Consider the following 26,112-nt stretch of genomic DNA (forward strand, 5'->3'; position numbering starts at 1 on the left):
AAGTGCGAGGTGTGGAGAACGGGCCAACAGGGCCGGTGCGTACGGCGCGGGCCGGCGGGTGCGCTCGGGATCCGGTGCCGGATCGACGGACGTGCTGGTGCCTCCACCGGGTGTGCCGGCAGGGGCGGGGACAGGGCCTCACTGCTAAAGTTGAGGCATGCCTCCAGATTAGCGGAGGCGTACCTCCGCTTCAACCCGGTGTCCGAAAAGAGAGCCCCAGTGACGGAACAGGTCGTGGTCGGCGAGTTTGTGGCGGCCCAGCGCCCGCGCCGCGCCGATGCCGCGCGCAACTTCGACGCGCTGCTGGTCGCCGCCCGCGAGGCCTTCGCCGAGCACGGCGCCGAGGCCTCGCTGGAGGACATCGCCCGGCGGGCCGGCGTCGGCATCGGCACCCTCTACCGCAACTTCCCCACCCGTCGGCACCTCTTCGAGACGGTCTACGCCAACGAGGTCAATGAACTGAGCCTGGCCGCAGGGGAGTTGTCGGGTGAGTCGCCCTGGGAGGCGCTGACCGGCTGGCTGCGCAGGTTCGTCGCCTACACCCTGACCAAGCGGGCGATCCGCGAGGCGCTGGAGGGGGAGGAGTCGGACATCTTCCTGGCCTGCCGGCAGTCGATGTTCGACGCGAGTGCACCGCTGCTCAGGCGCGCGCAGGACGCGGGGGTGGCGCGGGCGGACATGTCCATCGACGACCTGCTGCGCCTCGTCTCGGGTGTCAGCTCGGTCGCGTTCCCCGACGAGGAGCAGCGCGACCGCGTCCTGGCCATCGCCCTGGACGGCGTGCGGGCCACCGCCTGACCGGGGACCGGCGACCGGCGACCGGCGCTCCCCGGCGGGCCGTTCGCACCCGCCCGCTCGCCCGCGACCTGGGAGAAGCGGGTGCGGGTCGTCCCGGCCACCGGCGTGTCGGCGGCGTCTCCTACGATGACGGGCATGAACGCTGACGGGTCGGACGCACGGCTCATCGACGGCCGGTTCGAGCTGCTGCAACGACTCGGCGGCGGAGGCATGGGCCTGGTCTGGCGCGCCCGGGACAACGCACTCCACCGCGAGGTGGCGCTCAAGGAGGTCCGCCCGCCCGACCCGGCGATGGCGGCCGCCAACCCCGAGGACGCGTCGGAGCTGCGCGAGCGGGTGCTCCGCGAGGCGCGCTCCCTGGCGCGGCTCCAGCACCCGAACGTGGTGATCATCCATCACATCGTCGACACCGCCGACCATCCGCACCCCTGGCTCGTGATGGAGCTGGTCACCGGCGGCAGCCTCGCCGACCGGCTCTCCCGCGGCCCGCTCACCGTGCCCGAGGCGGCCCGGATCGGCCGCGGTGTGCTCTCCGCCCTGCGCGCCGCCCACGCCGCCGGCATCCAGCACCGCGACGTCAAGCCCGGAAACGTACTGCTGCGCCCGGACGGCACGCCCGTCCTCACCGACTTCGGCATCGCCGCCATGCAGGGCGCCACCGCCCTCACCAGCACCGGGGCCCTGATCGGCTCGCCCGAGTACATCGCCCCCGAGCGGATCCGCGGGGCGGAGGGCAACCCGTCGTCCGACCTGTGGTCGCTCGGCATGATGCTGTACGTCGCGGTCGAGGGTCACCACCCGCTGCGCCGCGCCACCACGCTCGCCACCCTCGCGGCCGTCCTGGACGAGCCGCTGCCGCCGCCGGCGCGGGCGGGGCAGCTCGCCCCGGTGCTGGCGGCCGTGCTCGCCAGGGATCCGGCGGTCCGGCCGAGCGCGGAGCAGCTCGACCAGGCGCTCGCGGCCGCGGAGGCCGGGGCCGCCCCGGGCCCGGCCCCCGGTCCGGTGGCCTGGTCGCCGACGGGTCTCGACCTCCCGCGGCCTGCGGCGACCCCGTGGCCCGGCACCGACCCGGCGATGAACGCCTGGACCGGATCCGCGCCCGGAACCGTCCCCGGCGCCGGGGACGGTCCCGGCGGTCCCGGGTACGACAGCGGCTCCGGCGCCGGTCCCGGGCACGGCCACGGGTACGGCTACGGCGCCGCCCCGGCCGACACGTTCGGTCACCCCGGCGCTGCCGGGCCGGGCCGCCCCGGCTTCCCCGGGCACCCGGTCGACGCGGTCCCGGCGGACGCCGTCCCGACCGGCACGACCACGCCCGGCTCGGCGGCCCCGGGGCCTCGGGGCGGGCGGGCGCGAGCGATCACCCTCTCGGTCGTCGCCGTCGCACTGGCGGGTGCCCTCACCTGGATCCTCCTGCCCGACTCGGGCGCCGAGAACGGCGCGGGCGCCGCCCCGGGCCCGTCGGTGTCCGGCCCGGCGGCGACCGGCAGCACGGGCCCCACCACCCCCGCCGCCGCGTCGACCGTGCCCGAGCCGGTCGCCGCCCCGTCGGTGACGGCCAAGACCGCGCCCCCGTCCGCCGTCCCCCCGGACTTCCTCACCCCGGCCGGGGTCCGCACGACGGTCGAGGCCTTCCGCCCGTCGCTGGCGGATTCCAAGATCACCCAGCTCACCGTCTACCCCACCTACGCGAGCGCCGAGGGGCCGACCGCGGCCGACCCTACGGTGTTCGACCGGCTCAACTACCGCGACGGCAAGGTCACCCGCACCGCGGGCGGCACCATGACGTCCCGTCAGAAGACCGTCGACCTGCGGAGCTACGACTGGGACATCATCCCGGCCCTGCTCCAGAAGGCCCAGGACACCCTCAACGTCCCCAACCCGACCAGCCGTTACCTCATCATCGGTCCGGACAGCTCCGACGGCACGCCCAGCATCAAGGTCTACCTGTCCGGCGAGTACGGCGGCGGCTACCTCTCCGCCGACACCAAGGGCACCGTGAAGCGGTCCTTCCCGCGCGGCAGTTGAGCGCGGCACCCGGCGGCAGCGCCTGAGCGCGGTCCCCGGGACCGGTACCCGAGCGGCACCCGAGCGGCACCCGAGCCGCGCCGGCCTCAGGCGGGCGGCGCGGCCAGTGCGCGGAAGGCCAGCAGGGCGATGTCGTCCCGGGTCTCGGCGACCTGGGCGAGCACGTGGTCGCAGAGTTCGTCCAGCGGCCGGTGGCCGACGGCGCCCGCCGCCTGCGCCAGCCGGTCCAGGCCGACGGTCAGGTTCTCCCCGGGCACCTCGACCAGCCCGTCGGTGTAGAGGAGCACGGTGTCCCCGGGCGCGATTCCGGTGCTGTGGGTGTGGCGCCGCTCGGCGGGGGCCACGCAGAGCGGCACGTCGGTCTCCTCGGTCACCAGGAAGCGCGGCTCGCCCGAGGCGGGTACCAGCAGTGGCGGCGGGTGCCCGGCGTTCGACCAGGTCATCCGCCAGCCGTCGCCGACCCGGGTGAGGTTCAGGTGGACGGCGGTGGCGAAGGCGGCCACGCCGAGGCCGTCGGCGGCCGTGTCGAGCGCGGCGAGGGTGTCGGCCGGGGTGTGCAGATGAGTGCGGTTGTAGGCGACCGACCGCAGCATGCTGCGCAGCTGCCCCATGGTGGTGGCCGCGGTGAGGTCGTGCCCGGCCACGTCGCCGATGGTCAGGGCGAGCGAGCCGTCTGGCAGCAGGAAGGCGTCGTACCAGTCGCCGCCGACCTCGGCCGCCCGGTTGCCGGGCTGGTAGCGGGCGGCGAGCTCGGCGCCGAGGACGACCGGCGGGGCGGTGAGCAGCGCCCGTTGGAGGACGAGTGCCACCTGCCGGGTGCGCTGGAGCTCCAGGGTCTGGCGCAGCGTGGCCTGGGCGCGCTGGAGGACGTCCTGGAGCAGGTCGATGTCCGGCCGGCCGGGCGGCGGGGTGTCCTCGCAGCCGGCCGCCGCGGCGAGGGCGACGGTGATGCCGTCGATGACGATCGGCAGCAGGGTGAGGCTGGTGGCGCGGGCCCGGGTGAGCCACTGGGCCGACTCCCGGGGGACGACGCCCGGGGGGATCTCGCCGACCGGGAAGGTCAGGAGCGCGGGGGCCTGACGGGCGACGACCCGCAGGGCGGCCGGCCCGAGCCGGTAGCTCTGCTGGCGCAGCGCGGGCAGCGGAGGCAGGCCGGGCCGGGCGGTGGAGGCGATTCGGGTGCCGAGGATCTCGTCGGGCCGGGTGGCGTGCTCGCGGGTGGAGAGCAGGAACACCGTGCAGGCGTCGGTGAGCTCCGGGACGACGAGGTCCGCGACGGCGGCGAAGGCGTCGTCCGGGCGGGCGGTCTCGGTCACCGCGAGGGCCCCGGCGAGCAGCCGCTCGCGGAGCCGGTTGCGCCAGCGGTCCTCGATGTCGGAGGTGGCCCCGACCCACTCCACCGGCCGGCCCTCGCGGACGATCGGCACCGCGCGGGCGGAGACGTGCCGGTACTCCCCGGTGACGGTGCGCACCCGGAAGGAGTGCTCGAACATGGACGGCTCGGCGTCCGCCGCCTTCAGCCACTGCTCGGCCAGCCCGGCCCGGTCCCGGGGGTGGATGAGCTCGAACCAGGCCTCGTCCATGGTCTCCCGCCAGGGCTGCCCGGTGAGCCGCTGCCAGCCGGGCACGAGCTCGGCCATGCTGCCGTCCGCGCGGACGATCCAGACCAGCTGGGAGACGGCGGAGATCAGCGCCTCGTACCGCTCCAGGGTGCGCAGGCGGTCGGTGGAGAGCTGTTCGGCCTGCTGGGCGGCGTGCACCTCGGTGGTGGTGTCGATCGCGGCGATCAGGATGCCGGGGCCGAAGCGGGAGGAGATCGGGGAGCAGCTGTAGACGAAGTGCCGGTGGTCACCGTCACCGTCGCCGGGCCGTTCCACCGTCCGGGGCGTGGTCACCTGGCGGGCGGTGCCGTCGGCGAGGACGTTGTCGAGCGTCTCGAAGAACCGCTCCACCCCGGGTTCGGCGAACAGCTCCCGGACGGGGACCCCGATCGACCGCGGCCCGAACAGCTCGCGGAAGGCGTCGTTGCGGTAGACCAGGCGGTGTTCCCGGCCCGCAGTCAGGGCGATCGCCACGATCGCCCGGTCGAAGACCTCGGGTGTCAGCTGCGGCTCGACCACCCCGTGGTGCCCCCTTGTCCGGTGTTGTGTCGTGCGGCAACCGCGTCCCCGTACCCGGGGTGTCCGGCTGCCTCCGGCCGGCTGCCCTCGGGTCTGCCCTTGCGGCGATCGCCCGCGGCCGTCCTTGGCACGATACGGTCTGGCCGGTACATCTGTACCGTTATGCCACGATTGTCGCCCTTGCCGGGGCTGGCGCGTGAGTACCCGGCGGCCGCGAGTTCGGCCGGGGCCGCCCGGGGCACCCGCTGCGCTCGCCTGCTGCGCTCACCCGGCCGGCAGCACGTTGGACAGCGGGAGGCCCTCGAAGAAGGCCACCGCCTCCTCGCGCCAGTGCGGGCGCCAGCCCGAGGCCTCCCCGGCGGCGGCCTCGGCGCAGCGGCGGATGTCGGCGCGGAGCCTGCGGTCCACGCCCAGCGACCGGGCCAGCTCGCGGACGCGCCCGACCGTCGCCGCGGAGCAGTCCGGATCGCCGAGCGCGGACTCCACCACGGCCCGCTGCGCGTCGTCCGCGGCGGCGAGCAGGGCGCTCACGGCGTAGCTGCGGCGGCCGGACCGGAGGTCGGCACCGGTCGACTTGCCGGTGGCCGCCTCGTCGGCGAACAGGTCGAGGTAGTCGTCGCGCAGCTGGCCGCCGATGCCGACCAGCGTCGCGTACCGGCGCAGGCGCGCGTCGTGCGCGGCCACGTCCTCGCCGGCCGTCAGCAGGCCCAGCCGCAGCGGGGCGAGGACGGAGTAGCGGGTGGACTTGTACTCGCAGACGGTGTGCAGGAACTCCTCCTCCGGAAGCGCCCGGAAGTCGCGTTCGAGGTCGACGATCTGGCCGGTGACCGTCTCCGCGGCGGCGTTCAGCTGCACCTCCAGCATCGCCTGGCGCAGCTCGGCGGGGACGTCCGCCTCCAGCAGGACGCGCATCGAGAGGAAGGCGGCGAGGTCCCCGGCCAGGACGGCCAGGCCCAGCGCGGTGCGGTCCGCCGCCGGGAACTCCTCGCGGTAGGCGTAGTAGGTGGAGGGGCCGCCCCGGCGGACCGGCGCGTCGTCGATGATGTCGTCGTGGACGAGCCCGTGCGTCTGGAGCAGTTCGATGCTCAGCGCGGCCTCCGCCAGACCGGGCACCGGCTCGGTGGTCACCAGCCGGGCGGCCTCGTACAGCAGGGCGACCCGCAGCCGCTTGCCGCCGCGCAGCGAGAGGTCCCGCAGCAGCTCCAGGCAGCGGGGGGTGAAGCGGCTGAGCGGTGGCGTGTCGAGGCGCTCCGGCAGGGAGGCGAAGTAGGCCTCGAAACGGAGGTCGAACCGCCGCCGGTGTCCGGCGGCCCGTTCGCGGGCGGCTGCCATGATCGTCTGGTTCACGTGCCCTACCCTCGCACCCCCGCGCCCGGGCCCGCCGACGGGGGCCGGGTGCCTCGCGGGCGGCGCGCGCGGCGCGGCTACGGACAGGCGCGGTTCGTGTCCCGTGGAGCTTTGCCGGGTCGGCCGGGCTCCCCGGCCTTCGGCCGGGAGGTGGCCTCGGCACCCTTGCTCCGGCCGCGATCCCGACCTGTCGGCCGCCGCCCGCGTCGGCCCCGGGTGGTCCTGACGCCGAGTCGGGGGAGTGGGAAGTCGGCGGGGCCGACTTCCTGGTCGGCCCGCGTGCCGTCGGCGCTCGCCGACGGCACGCGGGCCGAGCTCGATCTCCTCGACGGCCGGGTGCGCTTCCGCGGCTACTCGGTCCGCCCGCCGAGCCAGTCGCGGAGGAGGAACGCGGCCTCGGCCTCCTCCGCCTCCGACCGACGGGTGTCCTCCTCCCAGGCCACGGTTCGGAAGAGTCCGGTGTCCCGCCACTGGGCCGGCGGCCGGTCGAGGTCCTCGTCGTTGGCCTCGTCGAGGTAGCGGCTCGCAGCGGTGTAGACCAACCGGAGTTCGGCGCCCACCACGTGGTACTGGTCGCACTGCGGAAGGAGTTCCCGCTGCATCGGCAGGGTCCTGTCCAGCTCGACGCCGCCGAGATAGCTCGGCGTCTCCGCCCGCATCAACTCGTCGAGGTCCCCGAGCTGCCCCGTGGTGAGCCCGGTGACGGTCGACACGGCGAGGTTGCGCGAACGGATCAGCGCGGTGAGCCCCGGGACGGTGAGGGACTTCCAGAGCGGGGGCGTGCGGGCGAGCAGGTGCGCGGCGATGTCGCCCGGGGTGGCTCCCGCGGCGAAGGCGGGCCCCGGTGACAGGCTCGCGACGGCCACGCCGAGGTCGCGACGGTACTCCGGGGCGATCCTGGTCGACTGGGTCAGCACGGCGCGGTCGATCTGGCCCGGGATCACCCGGTCCTCGTCGAAGAGCAGGGCGATACCCGTACGGCTCACGGCAGTTCCTTCTCGGGTGCGGGGAATGGCGACCCCTTCCCCGGGGCGGGTGGAGAACTCGTTGCGGAAATCGGCGGCGGTGAGTCCGGCCGGCGTGCGCAGTGCGGACGCGCCCAGGTGCTTCAGGTGTGACTGGAACGGGGTCTCGGGCTGGCCGAAGACGAGCGCGGAGACGCGGATCGTGCCGTCGTCCAGGACCGCGGCCACGGTACCGAGGCCGGAGTAGACCAGCGGGTTCCGCGCGGCGTCGTGGAGCGTGCCCGAAGCGGTGGCCGTCGTGAGCCAGTGCGGGTCGAAGGTGACGACGACGCTGCGTCCGCCGATGTCGAAGCGGAGGTGCGGGTCCTTCGCGAGGACTCCGGTGGGCTCCGACGGAGGCATCGTCGGGGGATTGCGGCAGCGCATCCGCGCCTCGAAGGAGACCAGCAGGCCACGGTGTACGTGGTCGATCGTGCTCTCGCAGAGCCTGGTCGCCGACTCGGCGTCCCACGTCTCGAACAACGGTCTGACATGGGAGACGAAGAGCCCGGGGGCCAGCCCCTGGCCCCGGAACGGCTTGGTGGTGTCGAGCTCCGCGTTCCTCGCCGCGCCGAGGATCGCGCTGCCGTCCGAGAGCATCGCGATCCGTGGCAGGTTGACCAGATCGACGCTGGAGAAACGTGCTCGCCAGCTGTGCGAGGACTTCCGCAGCGCCTCGGCGACGGCCTCGTCGGGAGGGCCGCTCTCCGGTGCCGCGTTCACCACCACGACGTGCACGCCGCCGTGGATGTCCCCCGCCTGAACGGCTGCCCCGGTGACCCGGCCGGAGAGGTCGTTGCGAACGTTCGGCGACGCCTGGTCGTGTGTCGTGCCGTCCCCCGCCGGTTCCACGTCGCTACCTCGCTCGCACTCACACCGGTCTGCTGGGGCACACACATTACCCACGAGAGGTCGGGTCGGCCGACTTCCTGTGCTCGGGCCGCCGCTCCGGTGGTGTCAGGAGGCGCCGAAGACCTGTTCCAGGGCCTTGCGTGCGGCGAGCCGCCCTGCTTCACGAAACGCGCGGGGGTGGGAGTCGACGGGGTGGACGACCATGGACCGCAGCACGGCCCGGCAGTGGACGGTGATCCGCCCGTCCTCGGCCAGCACCTCGCGCATGCCCTCGTCGAGCGCTTCGAGGAGTGAGAAGACCTCGCGGTAGTCCTCGTCGCCGCCGGCGGGGCCGAAGCGGAACCGGACGTCGTCCGGGAGGGTGAGCTCGAAGCGGGTGGGGCCGGTGCACGGCTCGAAGTCGACCGTCACGACGGCCGCACCCCCACCGCACCCGCCGGCCTGCCGGAGGTGCCGCGCCTGCACATCGCGTAGGGGCCGGGGCGGGAAGCGCATCGGTTCTGCGGGCATCCGGCCATCGTAGGGCGGGGCTGCGCGGACCGGTCGCCCCGGCCGGTCCCTTCTGGGGTGACGGCACCCTGTGCGTCTGGGGAACACCCGGGCGTGCACAGGAAGTCGGCCATACCGACTTCCTGTGCACCGCGATCCGTAGCCACCGGACCGTCAGCCGTCGCCGGGGGCCTGCGTCTCGGCGGTGAGGAGGGCGAGCAGGCCGGGGAAGCGGGTGTCGATGTCGGTGCGGCGGAGGGCGGCCATCCGGCTGTTCCCCCGGTCGACCTGCCGGATCAGGCCGGCCTCGCGCAGCGCGCGGAAGTGGTGGGTGACGGTGGCCTTCGAGACGGGCAGCGCGAAGGAACTGCAGGTGCGCGCGGCGCCGTCCGGCGAGCAGGCCAGCTCGCGGACCACTCGGCGGCGCAGCGGGTCGGCGAGCGCCGCCAGCACCTTGCCGAGCTCGATCTCCTCGACGGCCGGGTGCCCTTCCTCGTCGGGCATGGGTGACCTCCCTCAGGTACGGCTTGAATCGTACCTCCCGGCAGCGGTACCGTCCCCGAGGTACGAGATTCGTCGTACCTTGCATGAGGGAGAGTTCGCATGGATCAGCCGGTCACGCTCGTCGGCATCGCCCGCCCAAAGCCCGAACGGGCGGTGGAGCTGAAGGAGTTGCTGCTCTCCTTCGTGGCCCCCACCCGGCGGGAGCCGGGCTGCCTGGAGTACCACTTCCACGAGGATCGCGAGGAGCCCGGCGTCTTCGTGTTCTACGAGGCGTGGCGAAGCCAGGCCGACCTCGACGCCCACCTGGCCCTGCCGCACCTGAGCGCCTTCTGGGAGCGGCGGATGGACTACCTGGCCAGTGACCTGGAGATCCGCTTCCTGACGATGCACAGCCCCTACGGCCGGAAGTAGCCCGCCGCCGGCTGCCATTCGGCGGGCTGCTATTCGGCGGGCTGCTATTCGGCGGGGATGCCGCGGAGGAGGAAGGGGAGGTGGGCGCCGCGGGTGAGGGCGTCGAGGGCTTGGGTGACGCGGTGGTGCTGGTCGGGGTCCATGGTGTCGGCGAGGTGGTCGGGGTGGATGAAGTGGAGGCCGGTGATGTGGTGCGGGGGGCGGTGGTGGGTGGTGGTGGCTTGTTGGGCGCGGGTGAGGCGGCCGCCCCAGTAGACGAAGTCGATGGCTTCGGGGAGGAGTCGGGCGTCGGTGTAGTCGGTGGCGAGGATGCTGCGCAGGGGGAGGACGAGGCCGGTTTCGGTCTCGGTATGACGGCGGGCGGCGAGGTGGGGGAGTTCGTTGCGTTCGGCGCTGCCGCCGGGGAGGGTGAGGCCGTTCTGGTAGGTGGTGGCGACGAGGAGGACGGCGCCGTCGGGGTCGAGGGCGAGGGTCTGGTGGCCGAGGCGTCGGCGGGGCGGGTTGGTGAGGATGTCGGGCAGGGGGTAGAGCACGGCTTGCTCCTGGGGTGGAGGGGGTGGGAGTCGCCAGGTGTAGGCGGTGGGGAGTCCGGCGACGACGCCGGTGGTGAGGATGAGGCCGAAGACGAGGAGTCGGGGTGTGAGCGGCCCGTCGCGGATCGGCCGGCAGGCGAGGGCGGCTGCTCCGGCGCTGAGTGCGGGGACGGTGAGGGTGATCGCGAGGAGCCTGGACGCCGGGCTCACGCCGCGCTGTTCGCGCGGGGCGGGCTCGGGTGCTGGACGGGGATGTGGCGGGGATGGTCGAGTCGTTGGAGGTCCTCGGGCCGGGTGGTCCACTCGCAGCCGCCGGCTTCGGGTCGGAGGTAGGCGGCGCCGCCGAGGGTGTCCATGTAGACGCCTTCGGCGGGCTGCCCGTCGGGGGAGCGGTGGGCCCGGTCGCGGACGACTTCGCCGACCTTCGGCTGGTAGGCGGGCGTGCGGGGGCGGCTGGGCATGCGTGCTCCTTGGTAGCTCTGTGCGTCGAGTCCCTTACGGCTCGTGTTTATGATGACCCTCGTTGGTGCAGGATCAGCCCGAGATCTGAATTTGATGCTGATGATCCACAAGTTGGTGGGACATGGTTAACCGCAGGCAACTTGACCCGACATCAGGCCCCTGGGCGCCCTTCGGTGTGCAACTGCGCAGGTCGCGAGAGGTGAAGGGGCTTACGCAGGCCCAGCTGGCGAAGAAGGTCGGATTCGACCCGTCCTATGTCTCCTACGCTGAACTTGCAACGCGCGAGCCTCCGAGTGAGAAGTTCGCTCGTAGGGCCGACGAGGCGCTGGAGACCGGAGGAACGCTGCTGCTGATGTGGCTGCAGAACAAGCACTCGGCTCTCCTGGAGGGCTTCCCCGAGTATGCGAGCCACGAAGCGAAGGCCGCCGAGATACGGATCTTCGAATCAGGCGTCGTTCCTGGACTGTTCCAGACCGAGGCCTACGCAACTGCCCTGGCCATGGCCGATGTTCGTCGCGGAGCGATCACTCAGAGGCAAGCGGACGAGCGAGTCACCTTCCTGCTCACTCGTCAGCAGTTGCTGCGGCGGAGCAGCCCTCCGCTCGTGCATGCCGTCCTCGACGAGAGTTGCTTGCGGCGGCCGATCGGGGGGTGGGGCGTGATGGATGAGCAACTCGGTTTCTTGGAGCAGCAGTTCGACGTGAGTCACGTGATTCTTCAGGTTGCCCCGTTTGCCATGGCAGAGCACAGGCCGTTCGCTCTGCCCATGGTGCTCCTTACGCTCTCTGATCACTCGTTTTTGGGGTATTCGGAGTCGGAGGGGCGCAGTCATCTTGAGCGCAATTCTGGCGCGCTGACAGCGTGGAAGAGACAGTACGATCGACTGCAGGTGGGAGCGCTGGCCGAGACGGCGACTCTCGAATGGATTCGCGCTGCTCGGGAAGGAACCACATGTCCGACATCAACTTGACTCGCGCCGCGTGGGTGAAGTCCAGCTACAGCCAGCAGGGTGGCAACTGCATCGAGGTGGCGCCCGGGTTCCCTGGTGCCATGCCTGTTCGTGACTCCAAGGACTCCGAGGGGCCTTCGCTCGTCTTCGCAGCTGATGCCTGGCGGTCGTTCGTCGCCGCCGTACAGGCGGGCGAGTTCGGCGCCGTCTGATCGATCGTCGCCTGCGCCCTCCGATCGCATCCGATCGGAGGGCGCTCTGCGTGGGTAGCCTCAAGGTGATGGGTGGTGATCCCGTGCTTGAGGAAGGAGCTTCGGCTGCGATGCTCGTCGACCTGAGTGATGCCCGGTGGCGGAAGAGTAGCTACAGCAATGGCGGTGGCGGCTGCGTGGAGGTTGCGGACGGTTACGGCGGCGCCATGCCCGTTCGTGACTCCAAGGATCCCGGCGGGCCCGTGCTCGTCTTCACGTCCGATGCCTGGTGGGCGTTCGTCGCAGGCGTTCAAGGTGGGGAGTTTCGGTTGTCGTCAGAGTGACGAATAGTCGCTACTCTGGCCCCATGCGAATCACTCTCACGCGTGCCAGTGTTGCCATGGGGGACGATGTGGACGCGCCCCACGAAGCCCACCTGGAGTCCGACGGCGCCACCACGCTCGGCGAGTTCGTGCGCCAGGTCGCCCTCTCGGGGTACTTCCCGCAGATGGCCTGCTGGGTGGTGTTCGATGGCCGGCGGAAGCCGGCGCCCGCGCCGATCGCGATGCTCTCGGCGCCCTGGGAGCAGCCGCGGTTCCTGGACGACGCGCTGCGGCACCGGTCGCTCGACTCGCTCGCGGGCAAGGACGGTGAACTCGGTGAGAACGGCGAGCTGAGCCTCTTCTTCGACTACCGGGCGACCATCGCGCCGGACGTCCTGTGGCAGCGCCTCATCGGCTGACCGCCGTCCCGACGCCCCCTCACCCTGTGCCGAACGTCCGGCGCAGACAGGTCGCCAGCCGGTCCGGGGTGGGCGGGTGGAAGCGTCCGGCGAGGTAGCCGTCGGGGCGGATCAGGAAGGCCTCGCCGGGGCGGGCCCCGTAGGCGCTGCGGAACTCGCCGCCGGTGTCCCGGGCGGTCGGCAGCCGCCACAGGGGCGCGGGCGCGTCCGGTGCGAGCACCGCGTAGACGTCCAGCAGCCCGTGGGCCGTGGAGAGGGCGGCGACCGCGCAGGTTGTGACCGGCTCCTCGGGTGTCGCCGCGTCGAGGTGGAACAGCAGGGTGTGGCGCGGGCCGCGCAACAGGTCGAACAGCCGGACGGGGTAGTGCGCGAGGTCGCGCGCCAGTCCCCGGCTGTCCGGGGCCCGTTCGCCGGAGCCGGGCCCGTGCCCGGCCGGTCCGCCGCCGCCCTTCGGCTCGACCAGCGGGCTGTCCGGGTAGCCGACCAGCAGCTGGGCCTCCCGCCGCAGCACCGCGTCGAGGATGTCGGGCGAGCCGGGGTCGGCCTGGACGCCGGTCCGGGAGTGGCGCACCGTCCGGCCGACCACCTCGACGCCCACCGGGTGCCGTTCGGCGTGGTAGCTGTCGAGCAGGCCGGCGGCGCCGACGCCCCGGACGGCGAGCGCCAGCTTCCACGCGAGGTTGTAGGCGTCCTGGATGCCGGTGTTCATGCCCTGCGCGCCGGTGGGCGGGTGGATGTGGGCGGCGTCGCCGGCCAGGAAGAGCCGCCCGGCCCGGTAGCGGTCCACCAACCGGTGGCTGATCCGGAAGGTGGAGGACCAGCGCAGCGCCGAGGCGTGCGTCGGCTGCGGCGAGAGCCGGTCGAGCACGGCCTGGATGTGCCGCAGTTCGGGGGCCGCTCCGCTCTCCAGCCCGTGTGTGACGCCGTCCTGGGCCCCGGCGCCGGCCAGTTCGTCCGGGACCAGCATCGACACCCGGTAGCGCTTGCGGCCGGGGAGCGGGATGCAGACCAGCAGGTCGTCGACCCGGCCTTCGGCGTCGTGGTGGGTGGCGCGGACGCCGTACCCGGCGGGGAGGTCCCAGTCGACCTCGACGTCGCCCAGCATGTACTGCTCGGGGAAGGCGTCGCCCTCGAAGCGCAGGCCCGCCGTCTTCCGGACCAGGCTGTGCGCGCCGTCGCAGCCGATCACGTAGCGCGCCCGGACCTCCCGCGGCCCGGACGGTGTCGCGAGCACGGCCAGGACCCGGCCGTCGGGCCCGTCGGCACCACCGGTGCCCGCCTCGGCCTCCTGATCGAGGGCGAGCAGCTCGGTGCCGCGCTCGACCCGCGTGCCGTACCCGGCGAGGTGCTCGGCGAGCAGCCGCTCCGTCGTGTACTGGGGGAGCGCGGCGAAGCCGTAGGGGATGTCGGGCGGCATCGTGAGCTCGATCCGCGGACCGGGCCGCCCGTCGACGAAGGGCAGCTGGCCGTGCATCGGGACGGCCTCGTTCAGCGCCGCGCCGATCAGGCCCATGGCGTCCCACACCTCCATGGTGCGCGGCTGGACGCCGACGGCCTTGGCGTAGTGCTGGGGGACGGCCAGCCGGTCGATGATCCGGCAGTCGACCCCGTGGCGGCGAAGCTCGGCCGCGGCCGTCAGTCCGACCGGGCCCGCGCCCACCACCAGTACGTCGATCTCGTCCATGACCGCTCCCGGGGACGTCCTGACCGCCTCCCTCCAGGCTGCGCCCGACCGGCACCGGTCCGCCACCGCTGCCGGAGGGCCCGGCCGCCGGCACCTGAGCGAGCCCCGGCCGCCGGTGCCGGAGCGGCCCCCGGCCACCGCCGCCGCGGTGACCTCCCGGGCCGGCGACGGAGGGCAACCAATTCCAAACACTTGGCGACAATCCCGGCCAACTCATGACGGTCCGTCAATCAGCCTTCTACGCTTCGTCCGGCCTCGGTGCGGTGGCGGAGCCGCCGCCGCACCCGGTCGCTTCCCCCGATGTACTGACGAGTCTGGAGCAGACCCCCGTGAGAATAAGCCGTTCCCCGAGCCGCACCTGGACGGCCGTGGTCGCCACCGGCGCGGCCACGGCCGCGCTGTTGGTGCAGCCCGCCACAGCCTGGGCCGTGGCGCCCGCGCCCGTCGTGACGACCACCGTCGCCGTGGCGCCCTACCCGGCGGGCGTCGCACTCGCGCCGGACGGCAGCCGGGCGTACGTGACCAGCCAGAGCAGCGGCACCGTCACCGTGCTCGACGCCGCCACCGGCGCGGTCTCCGGCACCTTCACGGCCGGCAGCGGCTCGTACGCCGTGGCCTGGTCCCCCGACGGGCAGCACGCTTATCTGACCCACCAGCTCGACGACGCGGTCAGCGTCGTCGACACCGCGAGCAACACCGTGGCGGCCACCGTCGCGGTCGGCGCCGAGCCCTTCGGGGTGGCCGTCTCCCCGGACGGCGCCCGCGCGTACGTCAGCAGCGCCGGCGCGGCGACCGTGAGCGTGATCGACACCGCGAGCAACACCGTGACCGCGACCGTCCCGGTCGGCGCGGAGCCGCACGGCGTGGCCGTCTCGCCCGACGGGGCGCACGTCTACGTCGCCGCCTCGGGCGCGCAGGCGGTGGACGTCATCGACACCGCGAGCAACACGGTGAGCGCGGACGTCCCCGTCGGCCACGGAGTCTTCGGTCTGGCGCTGAGCGCCGACGGCTCCCGCCTCTGGACGGGCAACGGCGGTGACGACACCGTCAGCGTGCTGGACACGGCGGGCCGCGCCGTCGTGGGCACGGTGACGGTCGGGGCCAACCCGTTCTCGGTCGCGCTCTCGCCCGACGGCAAGTCGGCGTACGCCTCCAACTACGGTGACGGCACGCTGAGCGTGATCGCCACCGCGGACCGCAAGGTCACCTCGACGGTGCCGGTCGGCACCAGCCCGTACGCGCTCGCCGTCACCCCGGACGGGCGGCGCGGCTACCTGGCCGACTTCGCCGCGAACGCCGTGGCGGTGCTCGGCTTCCCGCTGCCGGTGCCGGTCGTCACCGGGGTCAGCCCGGCGAGTGGACCGCAGGCGGGCGGGACGAAGGTCACCATCACCGGGACCGGCCTGAACGGCGCCACCGCCGTGAGCTTCGGCGCGGCCGGGAACGCCACCGCCGTCTCGTGCACGGAGACCGGCTGCACCGCCACCGCTCCCGCCGCCGCCGCGGCCGGGGTCGTCGACGTCCGGGTCACCACGGCCGGCGGTACCAGTGCCGTCGTCCCGGCCGGGCGCTTCACCTACACCGCGCCCACCGCCGACCTCGCGGTCTCGCTCGCCGCCACCCCGGTGGGCGGCCTGTTCTCCGGGCGGGTCGACTACACCCTCACCGTCACCAACCAGGGCCCGGAGACGGTGACCTCGGCGACGATCTCGGCCGACCTGCCGGCCGGCTTCACCGCCTCCTCGACCGACTGCACGATCGCGGCGGGCAAGCTGACCTGCGCGGTCGCCGGTCCGCTCGCGAAGGGGGCGAGCGTCACCCGGCACGTGACGGTCCACGTCGGCCTGCTCAACCTCGGCCGGACCTTCACCGTCACCGCCGCTCGCACCGCGAGCGCGCCCACCGACCCGGTGGCGGCGAACGACCGCGCGTCCCGCACCTGCTCGGCCACGCTCGCGCTGCTGATCAGCTGCAAGTGAGTCCGGCGCCGCCGGCGCTCCCCTTCGGGAGGGCGTCGGCGGCGCCGCCGTGCACCGCTTCGGTGCGCTCAGCCGACGGGTGCGCCGAACCACTCGGCGAGCCGGTCGAGCAACTCGCCCTGGTCCTCGCCGACCCAGGCCACATGGCCGTCCGGCCGCACCAGCGCCGCGGGCACGTCCACCTGCGCGCCGGCGTCGGCGACCCGGTCGACCCGGTCCGCCCAGCCCGCCACCGAGAGCCGCCCGGTCCGGTCGAGCAGCAGGCCCCGGCCCTCGTGCATCAGCCCGTAGAGGCGGCCCTCCGCCAGCCGGACGTCCCGCAGCCGCCGGCCGACCAGGTCGTGGCCCCCGCCGAGGTCGTAGCGGACCTCGACCGCCGTGATCATCCCGGTCACCTGGCGGTTCACCTCCTCGATGTCCATCAGCCTGGACAGCAGGTTCCGCAGCGCGGTCGCGCCCGGGGAGGTCCCCAGCAGCGTGATCTGCGCCCGGGTGTTGTCCAGCACGGCGGCGCCCACCGGGTGGCGCTCGGCGTGGTAGCTGTCCAGCAGCCCCTCCGGTGCCCAGCCGTTGACCGTGGCGGCCAGCTTCCAGCCGAGGTTGAACGCGTCCTGGATACCGGTGTTCAGGCCCTGGCCGCCGGTCGGCGGATGGATGTGCGCGGCGTCGCCGGCCAGCAGCGCCCGGCCGACCCGGTAGCGCTCGGCCTGCCGGGTGGCGTCGCCGACCCGGGAGAGCCAACGCGGCGAGTGCACACCGAAGTCGGTGCCCGCGAAGGCCCGCAGCTGCTGCTTGAACTCGTCCAGGGTCGGCGGGACCGACCGGTCCTCGGCCACCCCGGCGGCGGGCACGATGATGCGGAACACGCCCTGCTGCCCGTCGACGTCGGGGGCCACGCCGAACCGCGGCTGGGTCGCGCGGACCTGCTCGACGACGGCCGCGATGGTCGCCCGGTCCTCGGCCGCCCCCATGTCGCCCAGCAGCGTATCGACGGTGGTGGGCTCACCGGGGAAGGCGACGCCGAGCAGCTTGCGCACCGTACTGCGGCCGCCGTCGCAGCCCACGAGGTAGCGCGAGCGCAGCCGCGTTCCGTCCGCCAGCTCGACGCCCACCCCGTCCTCGTCCTGGCTCAGTCCGACCACCTCGTGGCCGCGCCGGATCTCGGCCCCGAGTTCGTGGGCGCGCTCGGCGAGCAGCAGTTCCGTCGCCGTCTGGGAGACGGCGAGTCCGTACGGGTGGGCGGTGTCCAGCGTCTCCGGCCACGCCTTGTGGACACCGCCGAAGAAGCCGCCGATCCGGAACTTCTCGCCGGCGGCGAGGAACCGGTCCAGGAGACCGCGCTGGTCCATCATCTCGACGCTGCGCGTGTGCAGGCCGCGCCCGCGCGACCGGGCGTCCGGCTCCGTCGCCCGCTCCAGCACCACCACCTCCACTCCGGCCAGCCGCAATTCGGTCGCCAGCATCAGGCCGGTCGGTCCGCCGCCGACCACGATCACGTCAATCATCAGAACGCCCGTTCAACGAGAGTGGATTTCCGGACGGTCGGCCGCTGCCCGTCCGGTGGTGCGTACACGCCGGCCCATGCCGGATTTCCGTGTCCGCGAGCTGCGCCGGGAGTTCCGGCCGTCGTGCGGCCCCCGCGCCGGGAGCGGTGGACTGGGCGCCGATCCGTCAGGGCCGCAGGTCCCGGCCCAGGTCGACCATTGTGCGGCGGCCCCGGGGTCTTGCCGCAAGGCCGGGGGTGCGCTATATCTTGGTAGTGGCGAGGAGTGGATTCACCTCCTCGCCTTCGTCATTTCCCCGCCCGCGGCTTCCTTCCGAATCGGTGCCGCCGTCCGGACGGAATTGTTCCGGGCACGGTGAACCGCCGGGCCCTTTCGAGAGCGCGCCCATTCTGCGGCCGTTCCCCCGGAGTTTCGGCGCGCCGCGCCCGGCGCGCCCGTGCGGTGGCAGCCCTGCACAGTCGCTCTGGACGGAACGTCCGGGCTGGACGTACAGTCCAGATATGACCGCGGAGACCCCCGACCCACGCGTCCGGACCTGGGCGCCCGTCTGCCAGGCGGTGGCCCTGCTCCTCGGGCCGTACGCCGAGGTGGTGCTGCACGACGCCGTTCGGGACGAGGTGCTCGCCATCTGGCACCCGATGAGCGGCCGCGCCCCCGGCGACCCCTCGCTGCTCGGCGAGCTGGACGACCTGGCCCCTGCCCTGCCCGAGGTCTACGGGGCCGATGTCCTCGGGCCGTACGAGAAGCTGCTGCCCGACGGTCGGCGCCTCTCCTCGGTCAGCGCCGTCCTGCGCGACGACGACGGCCGGGCCTCGGCGGTGCTCTGCGTCAACCTCGACCGCGGACCGCTGGAGCAGGCCGCCGCCCTGCTGGCCGGCTTCGCCGCACCCACCGCGCCGCGGCCCGAGCCGCTCTTCGAGCGCGACTGGACGGAGCGGATGAACGACGTCATCGGCGGCTACGTCCGCGCCCACGGCCACCCGCCGGACCGGCTGGGCCGCGAGGACCGGCTCGCCGTCCTGCGCGAACTCGACCGGGCCGGGGTGCTCGCGGTGCGCCGGGCGGTGCCGGCCGTGGCGACCGCGCTCAAGGTCTCGCGCTCCACCGTCTACACCCTGCTCGCCGAACTCCGGGCCGAGCCCGAGCCCATCGCCGAACCCGAACGCCCGGCCGAACCGGCACCCGGGGCCGAACCCGCACCTGGGGCTGAACCGGCACCCGGGGCCGAACCCGCACCCGGGGCCGAACCCGAACACCCGGCCGAGCCGTAGCCCGGTCCGGGACCGGGCTACGGGCACCGGACCCCACCGCACCGCAGAGGAACCAGTGATGACCACGCTCCCCGACTTCCGGCTCGAAACCTACTTCTCCCGCTGGGAGTTCACCGCCCGCCACCACCTCACCGCCTCCGACGCGCAGACCATGACGATGTCCGAACTCCTCGCCCTGGCGGACCAGGAGGAGCGCCAGGCCTGGGACACCCTGACCCTCGGCTACACCGAGACCTTCGGCGACCCGGCCCTGCGCCGGGCGGTCGCCGGGATGTACGAGCAGGTCGGCGCCGACGACGTGATCTGCTTCGGCGGCGCCCAGGAGGCGCTCAACCTCGCCATGCAGGTGCTGCTCGGCCCCGACGACCACGCCGTCGTGCTGACCCCCAACTACCAGTCCGCCGAGACGATCCCGCTCTCCCTCTGCGAGGTCACCGGCGTCGCGCTGGACCCGGCGCGCGACTGGGCGCTGGACCTCGACGAGCTGGTGGCCGCGCTGCGCCCGAACACCCGGGTCGTCTCGGTCAACTTCCCCAACAACCCGACCGGCAAGGTCATCGGGGCCGACGACTTCACCCGCCTGGTCCGGCTCTGCGACGAGCGCGGCATCCGGCTCTTCAGCGACGAGGTCTACCGCGGCCTGGAGCGCGACCCGGGCCGCACCCTGCCGCAGGCCGCCGACCTCTCCGAGCGTGCCCTGTCGCTGAACGTCACCTCCAAGTCGCTCGGCCTGCCCGGCCTGCGGATCGGCTGGATCGCCTGCCGCGACCGGGAGTTGCGCTCCCGGCTGGAGCGCGCCAAGCACTACACCACCATCTGCAACTCGGCCCCCGGTGAGATCCTGGCCCGGATCGCGATCCGGAACCGGGAGCACATCCTGGCCCGCAACCGCGCGATCATCGACGCGAACCTGCCGCTCTTCGACGCCTTCTTCGCCGAGCACGCCGAACTGTTCGACTGGCGGGCCCCCGACGGCGGCTGTGTCGCGTACCCGCGCTACCTCGGACCGGACGGCGTCGAGGCGTTCTGCACCGCGCTGGTCGAGCAGGCCGGTGTCCTGCTGCTGTCGGCGAGCATCTACCGTTCCGAGCTCACCCCGACACCGACCGACCGGTTCCGGATCGGCATCGGCCGCCGCGACCCGGCCCCGGCCCTGGAGGCTCTCACCGACTGGCTGAAGGGTCGGCGCTAGGGAGGCGCGTTGCCGAGGTCAGCCCTGCCGGGCCTCCTTGGCCCGGTACTTGAGACCGAACAGCGCGCCGGAGAGACCGTGCGGCACCAGCCAGGACACGTCCTCGCGGTCCTCAGCTCCGAAGCGGTACTTGTAGGGCTCGGTGCCGCGCAGGAAGTCGAAGGTGGTCAGGCCCTGTCCGGCGGCCGCCCGGACGGCCTCGGCGATCACCGCCGTGCCGAGCCGCAGCGGCGCCCAGGCCTGGTCCCAACCGATCTGGTAGTAGGCGAAGGTGTCCCGCCAGCGGAACCCGTAGAGGGCGCCGACCACCTCCCCGGCGCGCTCGGCGACCAGGAAGGCCGGGCCCTCGCCGCGACCGGTGGCGGCCGAGCGCTCGATCAGGCGCACGTGCAGCGGTGCGCGGGCCTCGTCGAAGGTGGTCGGCAGGCCGAGAGCGCACCGGCGCAGCCGGTGCAGTCGGAGCACCGTGTGCAACAGGGCGATCCGCTCGGCGAGTTCGCCGCTCCCCATGGCCGGCGCCACCCAGCGGAAGGTGATCCCCCCGGCGGCGAGCTTGCGGCCGTAGCGGCGCAGGTCGGCACGGAACTGCCGGGAGCCGAGCGCGTCCGCACCCGGGGTGAGGTCGACCCGCGGGCACGGGGTGCGGCCGACCTCGACCGCACCGGCGGGCAGCAACCCGCTCTGGCCCGGGTCGAGATCGGTGAGCAGAAGGGTCGCCCGCCGCGCGCGCCGGGCCAGCCAGGCGGCCACCTCGGCCCGTCGCTCGGGTGCGACGGTGACACCGCAGTGGTCGGCCGCGCCGGGGCCGGATCCCAGCACCGTCAGACAGGGGACGGTCAGCGGCGCCCGCGGGTGCAGCCGCCGCCGGGTGCGCAGCAGCGGTACGACGGCGCTCACCCGGCCGTCCGGCTCGCGCCAGACGGTGACTTCGCCGCCGCCCTGCCGCGCGCCCAGCGTCTCCCACCAGGAGAGCGCCCACTCCGGCGTGGTGAACCAGGAGCCGCCCGGATCGGCGGCCGCCAGCTCCCGCCAGCCGTCCAGCACCCGCGCCGGCAGCGCGGCCGTCCGGTACCGGACCGGTCCGGACGCCGCACCGACCGCACTGTTCGCCGTGATCTCCAACGCCCCGCCCCCCAGGTGGTGTTCAGGCGCCGCCGCGCAACCGGTGCACGGCCGGGTGCAGCCCCGAGAGAATGGTGTCGAACCTGTCCCGGCTCGTGGTGGAGTTCACCCGGAGCCGGCTGATCCGCAGCGGGCGTCCGGGCAGCAGCCGGTCGTGCCGGTGGTCGAACAGGAAGCCGACCCGGTAGCCGAGCCGGCGCAGCACGGGTTCGGCGCGCTGGTCGAGGTTGCCGTTGGGGTACGCGAAGGCGGTGGGTTCCTCGCCGTCGAGCCAGCCGGTGAGCGCGTGGTGGGCGGTGGTGATCTCGTCCCGGAGGGTGTCGTCCTCGCACTGGTCGAGGCAGGGGTGGCCGACGGTGTGGTTGCCGATCGCCACCCCGGAGCGGTGGAGCGTCAGCAGGTCGTGCCGGGTGAGCTGCTCCTGCCGGGGCGCGCGGCCCCGGGCGCTCTCGCGCAGTTCGGCGAGGGCGGTGCGGCGGTCGCGGTCGGGCAGGGTCTTCAGCCGGCGCACCACCGCGCCGGGCGGGCAGCCGGCCAGGCTGCGCGCGGTGCCGCCGCGGGAGGCCAGGAACGCGGCCTCGGACCACCAGAACGGCCGGTCGCCGTCGATGAGTTCGGTGACCACGAAGGCGGCGGCCGGGATCCGGAGCCGGGTCAGCACGGGCAGGGCCTCGGTGAGCACCGTCCGGTCGCCGTCGTCGAAGGTGACCAGCACGCTGCGGGGTGGCAGCGGACGGCCGGAGCGGACGGCCTGCTCGACCCGGGGCAGCGAGATCGGGCGGGCGATCCGGACCAGGCGGGCCATCTGGAGCGCGAAGGTCCGCGGGTCGTCCACGCCGTGGTAGGCGAGGACGGCGAGACGGCGGGTGGCGACGAGCCGGAACAGCGGCTGCAGCGGGGAGTTGCGCAGCGCGGCGTCGACGCTGCTCCGGCGCCCGGCGAGCCGGCCGGGCGGGGGAGCGGCGGCTCCGGCCCCGCCGGTCGGGCCGGCCCCCCCGACCGTCGGCGGCGCGGCCCCGGTCGTCGGGCCGGCGCCTCTGCTGCTCGGACCGTCACCGGCCCCGGTCGCACGCGTGGTCCCCTCGGGCATCGACACGCTCCCCCTTCTCCCCGTGAGCACTGCCGTGAGCGACTGCCATCGGCGCTGCGGCGCGGGAGTCGGGCATGGCACACGGGCAGGGTCCGCCCGCACGGGCGCACCTCTGCCGGGTGGGCGGCCCGCCCCGCTCCCCGAATCGCCAAGATAGTGCAAAATCCCATGCTCCGAGGAGGGTTGTGCACGGCGGGCGGGTTTCGGGGGCAGGTTGGCGCATTGTCGGCGCGCGCCTGGCCCGAGTGCGGGCCGGGAGTCGCCTGAGTGGCCGCCGGTGGTGCCGGGGGAGCGGGTGGCGCCGGTCCGCCGGGGTGCGGGTGTGCCGCGCGGGGGTGGGCCGGCCGCCGGTTGCGGACCCGGCGGCCGGCCCCGGAGAGGGGCCCGACGGCCCCGGCTCACGGATCCCCCGTGCTCCCCGGCGACCGGTGTCCCGGCGACGCGTGGCGGGGCACCGCGGGGTTCTCCGGTGGATCAGAAGGGGGCGGTGCAGGTGGTCACCTGGTGCTCGGCCTCCAGGGCCGGGCCGCCGACCGCGCAGATCATCTTGAGATCCCCGGTGACCACGCGCGGCGTCACGGCCTTGGCGTACCCCTTGGTGACGGTGGTCGCGGACGCGACGGTGACCCATGGGCTGCCCCAAGCCCGCTGCGTCCTGACCTCGACCTGAACCACCGTCAGCTGTGTCGAGGAGGCCGGCGAGACGTGCGCCACCCCGACGACTCCTCCGCCGTCCTTCTCCAGCCATACGCAGGGCCGGTTGGCGGCGGCGATACACGCCACCTCACCGGTCCCGTTCGTCGTCGACGCCGCCGAGGCCGGGGTGGCCATCGACGCCGTGATCCCTGCCACCGCGACCATCAGGGCTGTGATCCGAGCGCGCATGATATGAACCTCCTTGGAAATTAAGGGAATCTCACTCCGTGGGATGAGTCTTGCACATTTCATGGGCATGCCATATGTGTGCTGCGTCACACTCAAGGTGACCGTTCAACTACGCACCGCAACCGGCGGATCGTCCTCCGGTCGTGAGCGACCCCGGGCGGCGGGGCGAACCGGCCCGGAGGGTGCCCCGCGCGGCGCGTCGGCGACCGGCCCGGTCGACCCGGTCGCGAGCCGGTCCGCGGGCGCGCCAAGTCGACCTCGGGGCAGTCTGGTTGACGCCTCGACGGGCCCGGCCGCCCCGCGCCGCCCCGGCGTTCACTCGTACGGGTGGCGGACCGGCGCGAAGCCGTTCGGACGGCTACGATCGACGCGACCTACGGAGGTGGCCTGCGTGGACACGGTCATCGTGCAACTGCCCGAACCCCGCCTGAAAGCCCCGCACGGCGGGCGGCCCGCACCGATCGGCGCGCGGCCCGGCCCGCCCGGTGGGCGCTCCGCGCCGCCCGGCAGGCCCGCGCTGCTGCACCTGGGCCCGGGCGAGGTCGCGGAGTTCGGGCGCGGCGAGCCCGGCCGCCCGCCCGCCATCCCGCTCACCGACCAGGGCGTCTCGCGTCGCGCCGGCGAGGTCACGGCCGCCGAGGACTACTGGCGGCTCTCCAACTTCAGCACCTCCGCGACGTACGTGGTGGAGAACCTCGAAGGGGCGGGCGAGCACGTCAAGGTGGCTCCCGGCCGGCTCGGCGCACCGGTGCCCTTCGAGTTCTCCCGGGTGCTCCTGCCGGCTCTCGGCGAGCCGGTCGCCTTCAAGGTGTTCGCACCCCAGCACGCCTACCTGGAGGGCGAACCGGAAGCGTCCGAGGGCGAGATGACGGTCAGTCCGTTCGCCCTCGACCCGACCTCCAAGTACTTCCTCGTCCTGCTCGCCCTCTGTGAGCCGCGACTGCGCTCGCCCTCCGCCGCCGTCGTCCCCGGCGTCACCGACGTGCTGGCCCGGCTGCGTTCGCTGCCCTCCTGTCGAGGGCTCACCCGATCCGCCGTCAACTACCACATCGACTACCTGGTGGCCACCAAGCTACGGCTGCGCGACACGCCGGACGAGGCGCCGGACGAGGCCGCCCGGGCCGGTGGCAAGCGGGAGGAGCTCGTCGCGCTGGCCCTGCGGTTCGACCTCGTCCGGGAGGAGCATCTGGCCCTGCTCCCGCCCCGGCGGGGCGGCTGATCCGCCGTGCCCGCGCCCGCCCGGCCCGGCCCGCCGCACCTCGACGTCCCGGCCGGCTACACGGTGGCCGGGTACCGCGTCGCCGAGCCGCTCGGCGCCGGTGCCTGGGGCAGCGTCTACGCCGCCCATCGGCCGGGCGGTGGACCGGCCGACCTCGCGGTCAAGTTCCTCTGCCCGGCCCGGCTCAGCCCCGGCCAGCGCCGCACCATGGCGCAGCTCGCGCGCAGCGAGATGCGGTTCGGCCGACGCGCGGACCACCCGAACCTGATCCGCACGCTCGCCGTCCTCACCGTCGCCGACCCCGCGCACCCGGGGCTCGACGGCGCACTGGCGCTGGTGATGGAACGTGCCGAGCGCAGCCTCCAGGACGTCCTCGCCGCCGCCCGGCCGCACACGCCCGTCCCCGACGCCGAGCGGATCCTGGCCGGGGTCTGCGCCGGGCTCGCCCACATGCACGCCGCGGGCTGGGTGCACGGCGACCTCAAGCCCGGCAACATCCTGCTGATGCCGGACGGCACCGCCCGGCTCGCCGACTTCGGCCTCACCGCCGAACTGGAGGGCACCCACGCCTACGCCCCGCCGCTCGGCTCGCCCGACCACGTGCCGCCCGAGTGGTGGTCCCAGCGCACCGGTGCGCGCGGTGTCGCGGTGCGGCCGAGCGCCGACATCTGGGCCTTCGGGGTGCTCGACCACCAGCTGCTCACCGGCGGGCTGCACCCGTTCCTCGGGGCGACCGCCCGGGCCCGCGCGCTCGCCGCGCAGGCCTACGCGCGCGGCGTGGCGCCGCTGCGGCTGGACGACGCGCTGCCCGCGCGCTGGCGCCCGGCCGTCGCCGCCTGCCTGACCGCGGACCGGGCGGAGCGGGGGCGGGTGGACCTCGCCGCCCTGCGGGTCGCGCTGCTCGCGGCGGCGGAGGCGCCCGGGTCCGCCGGTGCGCCGGGGGCGCGCGGCCCGGTGCGGGCGCCGCGCCCGGAGCGCGCTCGCCGGCTGCTCGCCGGGGCCGGTCCGGCCGCGCTGGTCGCCGCCGTGCTGCTGTTCGCGGGCGGCCCGGAGCCGTCCGACCGGGCGTCGACCGGATTGGCGCCGGGTGTACCGACCGCGCCGGCGTCCGGTGGCCCGCCCTCCGGGGGAGCGCCGCAGGCGCCACCCTCGGCGACCGCCGCCCTGGCCCCGGCCGGGGGGATCCCGGCGGGCTCCGACATCCCCGAGGCGCTGCGCGGCCCGATCCAGGACGCCGCCCGGCGCTGCCCCGAGCCCGAGATCACCCCCGCCCTGCTGGCGGCCGTGCTCAAGGCCGAGAGCGGCTTCGATCCGGAGGCCGCCCGCCCGGAGACCGGCGAGTACGGCGTCGCGATGTGGACGCCCACCGTCTTCAACGCCTGGGCGCAGGACGGCGACCACGACGGCACCAAGGACTACATGGACCCGGCCGACGCGATCGTCTCGATGGGCAACTACGTCTGCTGGCTCGACCAGCAGCTCAAGCGCCGCGGCTACACCCGGGACCTCCCGGCCCTGATCACCGCCGGCTACCGGACCAGCGACAAGACCGTCGCCGACGCGGGCGGCGTCCCCGACCGGGTGAAGCCGCACGTCGCGAGGGTGCTGGGCTACCTCGCGGAGTACGGGGGCTGAGCGGGCCGGAACGGTTCGGACACGGTACGACCCCGACCACATCCGTGCCGAACCACCGGCGGGGTTGCCCGGCTACCGGGCCCCGGGAATGCGATGCTCG

General features: G+C 74.0%; 24 protein-coding genes. 12 read left to right on the top strand and 12 right to left on the bottom strand.

Going from position 1 to position 26,112, the window contains the following annotated elements:
* Positions 1 to 219: 219 nt before the first annotated feature.
* Positions 220 to 798 (top strand): TetR/AcrR family transcriptional regulator, encoded by a 579-nt coding sequence (locus ACIF6L_RS36200; protein ID WP_396490735.1) that lies wholly within the window; start codon positions 220 to 222, stop codon positions 796 to 798.
* A 135-nt stretch (positions 799 to 933) separates the two neighbouring features.
* Positions 934 to 2,826, top strand: coding sequence for a protein kinase (locus ACIF6L_RS36205; protein ID WP_396490734.1), 1,893 nt, complete (start codon positions 934 to 936; stop codon positions 2,824 to 2,826).
* An 86-nt stretch (positions 2,827 to 2,912) separates the two neighbouring features.
* Here ACIF6L_RS36205 and ACIF6L_RS36210 read toward each other — a convergent pair whose 3' ends face one another.
* The 5 genes from ACIF6L_RS36210 to ACIF6L_RS36230 form a co-directional block, all read right to left on the bottom strand.
* Positions 2,913 to 4,946, bottom strand: coding sequence for a SpoIIE family protein phosphatase (locus ACIF6L_RS36210; RefSeq protein WP_396490733.1), 2,034 nt, complete (start codon positions 4,944 to 4,946; stop codon positions 2,913 to 2,915).
* 264 nt (positions 4,947 to 5,210) lie between these two features.
* The gene (locus tag ACIF6L_RS36215; RefSeq protein WP_396490796.1) at positions 5,211 to 6,278 is read right to left on the bottom strand and encodes a polyprenyl synthetase family protein; all 1,068 of its coding nucleotides are present in this window, start codon (positions 6,276 to 6,278) and stop codon (positions 5,211 to 5,213) included.
* Between the two features lie 365 nt (positions 6,279 to 6,643).
* A complete protein-coding gene (locus tag ACIF6L_RS36220; RefSeq protein WP_396490732.1) occupies positions 6,644 to 8,149 on the bottom strand; it encodes a hypothetical protein in 1,506 nt (501 codons plus the stop codon).
* Positions 8,150 to 8,254: 105 nt separating this feature from the next.
* Positions 8,255 to 8,659: a hypothetical protein gene (locus tag ACIF6L_RS36225; RefSeq protein WP_359837385.1), complete on the bottom strand. Its 405-nt coding sequence runs from the start codon at positions 8,657 to 8,659 to the stop codon at positions 8,255 to 8,257.
* Between the two features lie 153 nt (positions 8,660 to 8,812).
* The gene (locus ACIF6L_RS36230) at positions 8,813 to 9,142 is read right to left on the bottom strand and encodes an ArsR/SmtB family transcription factor (RefSeq protein WP_396490731.1); all 330 of its coding nucleotides are present in this window, start codon (positions 9,140 to 9,142) and stop codon (positions 8,813 to 8,815) included.
* 99 nt (positions 9,143 to 9,241) lie between these two features.
* On the opposite strand from ACIF6L_RS36230, the gene ACIF6L_RS36235 reads away from it, so the two are divergent.
* Entirely contained in the window at positions 9,242 to 9,553 is a 312-nt protein-coding gene (locus ACIF6L_RS36235) for a putative quinol monooxygenase (RefSeq protein ID WP_396490730.1), read from the top strand.
* A gap of 44 nt (positions 9,554 to 9,597) precedes the next feature.
* On the opposite strand, the gene ACIF6L_RS36240 is transcribed toward ACIF6L_RS36235, so the two are convergent.
* Together ACIF6L_RS36240 and ACIF6L_RS36245 are read right to left on the bottom strand one after the other, a co-directional pair.
* On the bottom strand, positions 9,598 to 10,296 hold the full coding sequence (locus ACIF6L_RS36240) for an NUDIX domain-containing protein (protein WP_396490729.1): 699 nt from the start codon (positions 10,294 to 10,296) through the stop codon (positions 9,598 to 9,600).
* Entirely contained in the window at positions 10,293 to 10,547 is a 255-nt protein-coding gene (locus ACIF6L_RS36245; RefSeq protein ID WP_396486230.1) for a hypothetical protein, read from the bottom strand. The genes ACIF6L_RS36240 and ACIF6L_RS36245 overlap by 4 nt, the downstream gene beginning before the upstream one ends.
* Positions 10,548 to 10,669: 122 nt before the next feature.
* Here ACIF6L_RS36245 and ACIF6L_RS36250 point away from each other — a divergent pair, with 122 nt between their 5' ends.
* The 4 genes from ACIF6L_RS36250 to ACIF6L_RS36265 all read left to right on the top strand — a co-directional run bounded on the left by ACIF6L_RS36250 (position 10,670) and on the right by ACIF6L_RS36265 (position 12,430).
* Entirely contained in the window at positions 10,670 to 11,518 is an 849-nt protein-coding gene (locus ACIF6L_RS36250; RefSeq protein ID WP_329491180.1) for a helix-turn-helix transcriptional regulator, read from the top strand.
* The gene (locus ACIF6L_RS36255; RefSeq protein ID WP_329491182.1) at positions 11,500 to 11,709 is read left to right on the top strand and encodes a DUF397 domain-containing protein; all 210 of its coding nucleotides are present in this window, start codon (positions 11,500 to 11,502) and stop codon (positions 11,707 to 11,709) included. Before ACIF6L_RS36250 ends, ACIF6L_RS36255 begins: the two co-directional genes overlap by 19 nt.
* Positions 11,710 to 11,819: 110 nt before the next feature.
* Complete coding sequence (locus ACIF6L_RS36260) at positions 11,820 to 12,032, top strand: DUF397 domain-containing protein (RefSeq protein WP_396490728.1); 213 nt, start codon at positions 11,820 to 11,822, stop codon at positions 12,030 to 12,032.
* A gap of 23 nt (positions 12,033 to 12,055) precedes the next feature.
* Positions 12,056 to 12,430 (top strand): hypothetical protein, encoded by a 375-nt coding sequence (locus tag ACIF6L_RS36265; RefSeq protein WP_359811053.1) that lies wholly within the window; start codon positions 12,056 to 12,058, stop codon positions 12,428 to 12,430.
* 19 nt (positions 12,431 to 12,449) lie between these two features.
* On the opposite strand, the gene ACIF6L_RS36270 is transcribed toward ACIF6L_RS36265, so the two are convergent.
* Positions 12,450 to 14,114, bottom strand: a complete 1,665-nt coding sequence (locus tag ACIF6L_RS36270) for an FAD-dependent monooxygenase (protein ID WP_396490727.1) — start codon at positions 14,112 to 14,114, stop codon at positions 12,450 to 12,452.
* Between the two features lie 329 nt (positions 14,115 to 14,443).
* Between ACIF6L_RS36270 and ACIF6L_RS36275 the strand changes: the two genes are divergently transcribed.
* Complete coding sequence (locus ACIF6L_RS36275) at positions 14,444 to 16,093, top strand: cytochrome D1 domain-containing protein (RefSeq protein WP_396490726.1); 1,650 nt, start codon at positions 14,444 to 14,446, stop codon at positions 16,091 to 16,093.
* A gap of 68 nt (positions 16,094 to 16,161) precedes the next feature.
* Here the strand turns inward: ACIF6L_RS36275 and rox are convergent, their stop codons facing one another.
* Positions 16,162 to 17,598, bottom strand: coding sequence for a rifampin monooxygenase (gene rox, locus ACIF6L_RS36280; protein ID WP_396490725.1), 1,437 nt, complete (start codon positions 17,596 to 17,598; stop codon positions 16,162 to 16,164).
* Positions 17,599 to 18,098: 500 nt separating this feature from the next.
* On the opposite strand from rox, the gene ACIF6L_RS36285 reads away from it, so the two are divergent.
* Together ACIF6L_RS36285 and ACIF6L_RS36290 are read left to right on the top strand one after the other, a co-directional pair.
* Positions 18,099 to 18,869 carry a PAS domain-containing protein gene (locus ACIF6L_RS36285; RefSeq protein WP_396490724.1) on the top strand — a complete coding sequence of 257 codons (771 nt, stop codon included), beginning with the start codon at positions 18,099 to 18,101 and terminating at the stop codon, positions 18,867 to 18,869.
* Positions 18,870 to 18,927: 58 nt separating this feature from the next.
* On the top strand, positions 18,928 to 20,061 hold the full coding sequence (locus ACIF6L_RS36290; RefSeq protein ID WP_396490723.1) for an aminotransferase class I/II-fold pyridoxal phosphate-dependent enzyme: 1,134 nt from the start codon (positions 18,928 to 18,930) through the stop codon (positions 20,059 to 20,061).
* A gap of 18 nt (positions 20,062 to 20,079) precedes the next feature.
* Here ACIF6L_RS36290 and ACIF6L_RS36295 read toward each other — a convergent pair whose 3' ends face one another.
* The 3 genes from ACIF6L_RS36295 to ACIF6L_RS36305 all read right to left on the bottom strand — a co-directional run bounded on the left by ACIF6L_RS36295 (position 20,080) and on the right by ACIF6L_RS36305 (position 23,158).
* Complete coding sequence (locus tag ACIF6L_RS36295; RefSeq protein ID WP_396490722.1) at positions 20,080 to 21,183, bottom strand: GNAT family N-acetyltransferase; 1,104 nt, start codon at positions 21,181 to 21,183, stop codon at positions 20,080 to 20,082.
* A gap of 22 nt (positions 21,184 to 21,205) precedes the next feature.
* On the bottom strand, positions 21,206 to 22,273 hold the full coding sequence (locus tag ACIF6L_RS36300) for a polysaccharide deacetylase family protein (RefSeq protein ID WP_396490721.1): 1,068 nt from the start codon (positions 22,271 to 22,273) through the stop codon (positions 21,206 to 21,208).
* A gap of 474 nt (positions 22,274 to 22,747) precedes the next feature.
* Positions 22,748 to 23,158, bottom strand: coding sequence for a hypothetical protein (locus ACIF6L_RS36305; RefSeq protein WP_396490720.1), 411 nt, complete (start codon positions 23,156 to 23,158; stop codon positions 22,748 to 22,750).
* Between the two features lie 391 nt (positions 23,159 to 23,549).
* Between ACIF6L_RS36305 and ACIF6L_RS36310 the strand changes: the two genes are divergently transcribed.
* Positions 23,550 to 24,377 carry a serine/threonine protein kinase gene (locus tag ACIF6L_RS36310; protein ID WP_396490719.1) on the top strand — a complete coding sequence of 276 codons (828 nt, stop codon included), beginning with the start codon at positions 23,550 to 23,552 and terminating at the stop codon, positions 24,375 to 24,377.
* 6 nt (positions 24,378 to 24,383) lie between these two features.
* A complete protein-coding gene (locus tag ACIF6L_RS36315; RefSeq protein WP_396490718.1) occupies positions 24,384 to 26,012 on the top strand; it encodes a protein kinase in 1,629 nt (542 codons plus the stop codon).
* Positions 26,013 to 26,112 lie beyond the last annotated feature (100 nt).

Origin of the sequence: Kitasatospora sp. NPDC086009, assembly GCF_044540385.1 — a bacterium.
Lineage (GTDB): Bacteria > Actinomycetota > Actinomycetes > Streptomycetales > Streptomycetaceae > Kitasatospora.

What these genes read in the sequence shown, in the direction of transcription:
- ACIF6L_RS36205 (WP_396490734.1), top strand. Translation starts at nt 934, where the DNA reads ATGAACGCTGACGGGTCGGACGCACGGCTCATCGACGGCCGGTTCGAG.
- ACIF6L_RS36215 (WP_396490796.1), bottom strand. Translation starts at nt 6,278, where the DNA reads ATGGCAGCCGCCCGCGAACGGGCCGCCGGACACCGGCGGCGGTTCGAC.
- ACIF6L_RS36225 (WP_359837385.1), bottom strand. Translation starts at nt 8,659, where the DNA reads ATGCCCGCAGAACCGATGCGCTTCCCGCCCCGGCCCCTACGCGATGTG.
- ACIF6L_RS36230 (WP_396490731.1), bottom strand. Translation starts at nt 9,142, where the DNA reads ATGCCCGACGAGGAAGGGCACCCGGCCGTCGAGGAGATCGAGCTCGGC.
- ACIF6L_RS36235 (WP_396490730.1), top strand. Translation starts at nt 9,242, where the DNA reads ATGGATCAGCCGGTCACGCTCGTCGGCATCGCCCGCCCAAAGCCCGAA.
- ACIF6L_RS36245 (WP_396486230.1), bottom strand. Translation starts at nt 10,547, where the DNA reads ATGCCCAGCCGCCCCCGCACGCCCGCCTACCAGCCGAAGGTCGGCGAA.
- ACIF6L_RS36250 (WP_329491180.1), top strand. Translation starts at nt 10,670, where the DNA reads ATGGTTAACCGCAGGCAACTTGACCCGACATCAGGCCCCTGGGCGCCC.
- ACIF6L_RS36255 (WP_329491182.1), top strand. Translation starts at nt 11,500, where the DNA reads ATGTCCGACATCAACTTGACTCGCGCCGCGTGGGTGAAGTCCAGCTAC.
- ACIF6L_RS36260 (WP_396490728.1), top strand. Translation starts at nt 11,820, where the DNA reads ATGCTCGTCGACCTGAGTGATGCCCGGTGGCGGAAGAGTAGCTACAGC.
- ACIF6L_RS36265 (WP_359811053.1), top strand. Translation starts at nt 12,056, where the DNA reads ATGCGAATCACTCTCACGCGTGCCAGTGTTGCCATGGGGGACGATGTG.
- ACIF6L_RS36270 (WP_396490727.1), bottom strand. Translation starts at nt 14,114, where the DNA reads ATGGACGAGATCGACGTACTGGTGGTGGGCGCGGGCCCGGTCGGACTG.
- rox (WP_396490725.1), bottom strand. Translation starts at nt 17,598, where the DNA reads ATGATTGACGTGATCGTGGTCGGCGGCGGACCGACCGGCCTGATGCTG.
- ACIF6L_RS36285 (WP_396490724.1), top strand. Translation starts at nt 18,099, where the DNA reads ATGACCGCGGAGACCCCCGACCCACGCGTCCGGACCTGGGCGCCCGTC.
- ACIF6L_RS36290 (WP_396490723.1), top strand. Translation starts at nt 18,928, where the DNA reads ATGACCACGCTCCCCGACTTCCGGCTCGAAACCTACTTCTCCCGCTGG.
- ACIF6L_RS36300 (WP_396490721.1), bottom strand. Translation starts at nt 22,273, where the DNA reads ATGCCCGAGGGGACCACGCGTGCGACCGGGGCCGGTGACGGTCCGAGC.
- ACIF6L_RS36305 (WP_396490720.1), bottom strand. Translation starts at nt 23,158, where the DNA reads ATGCGCGCTCGGATCACAGCCCTGATGGTCGCGGTGGCAGGGATCACG.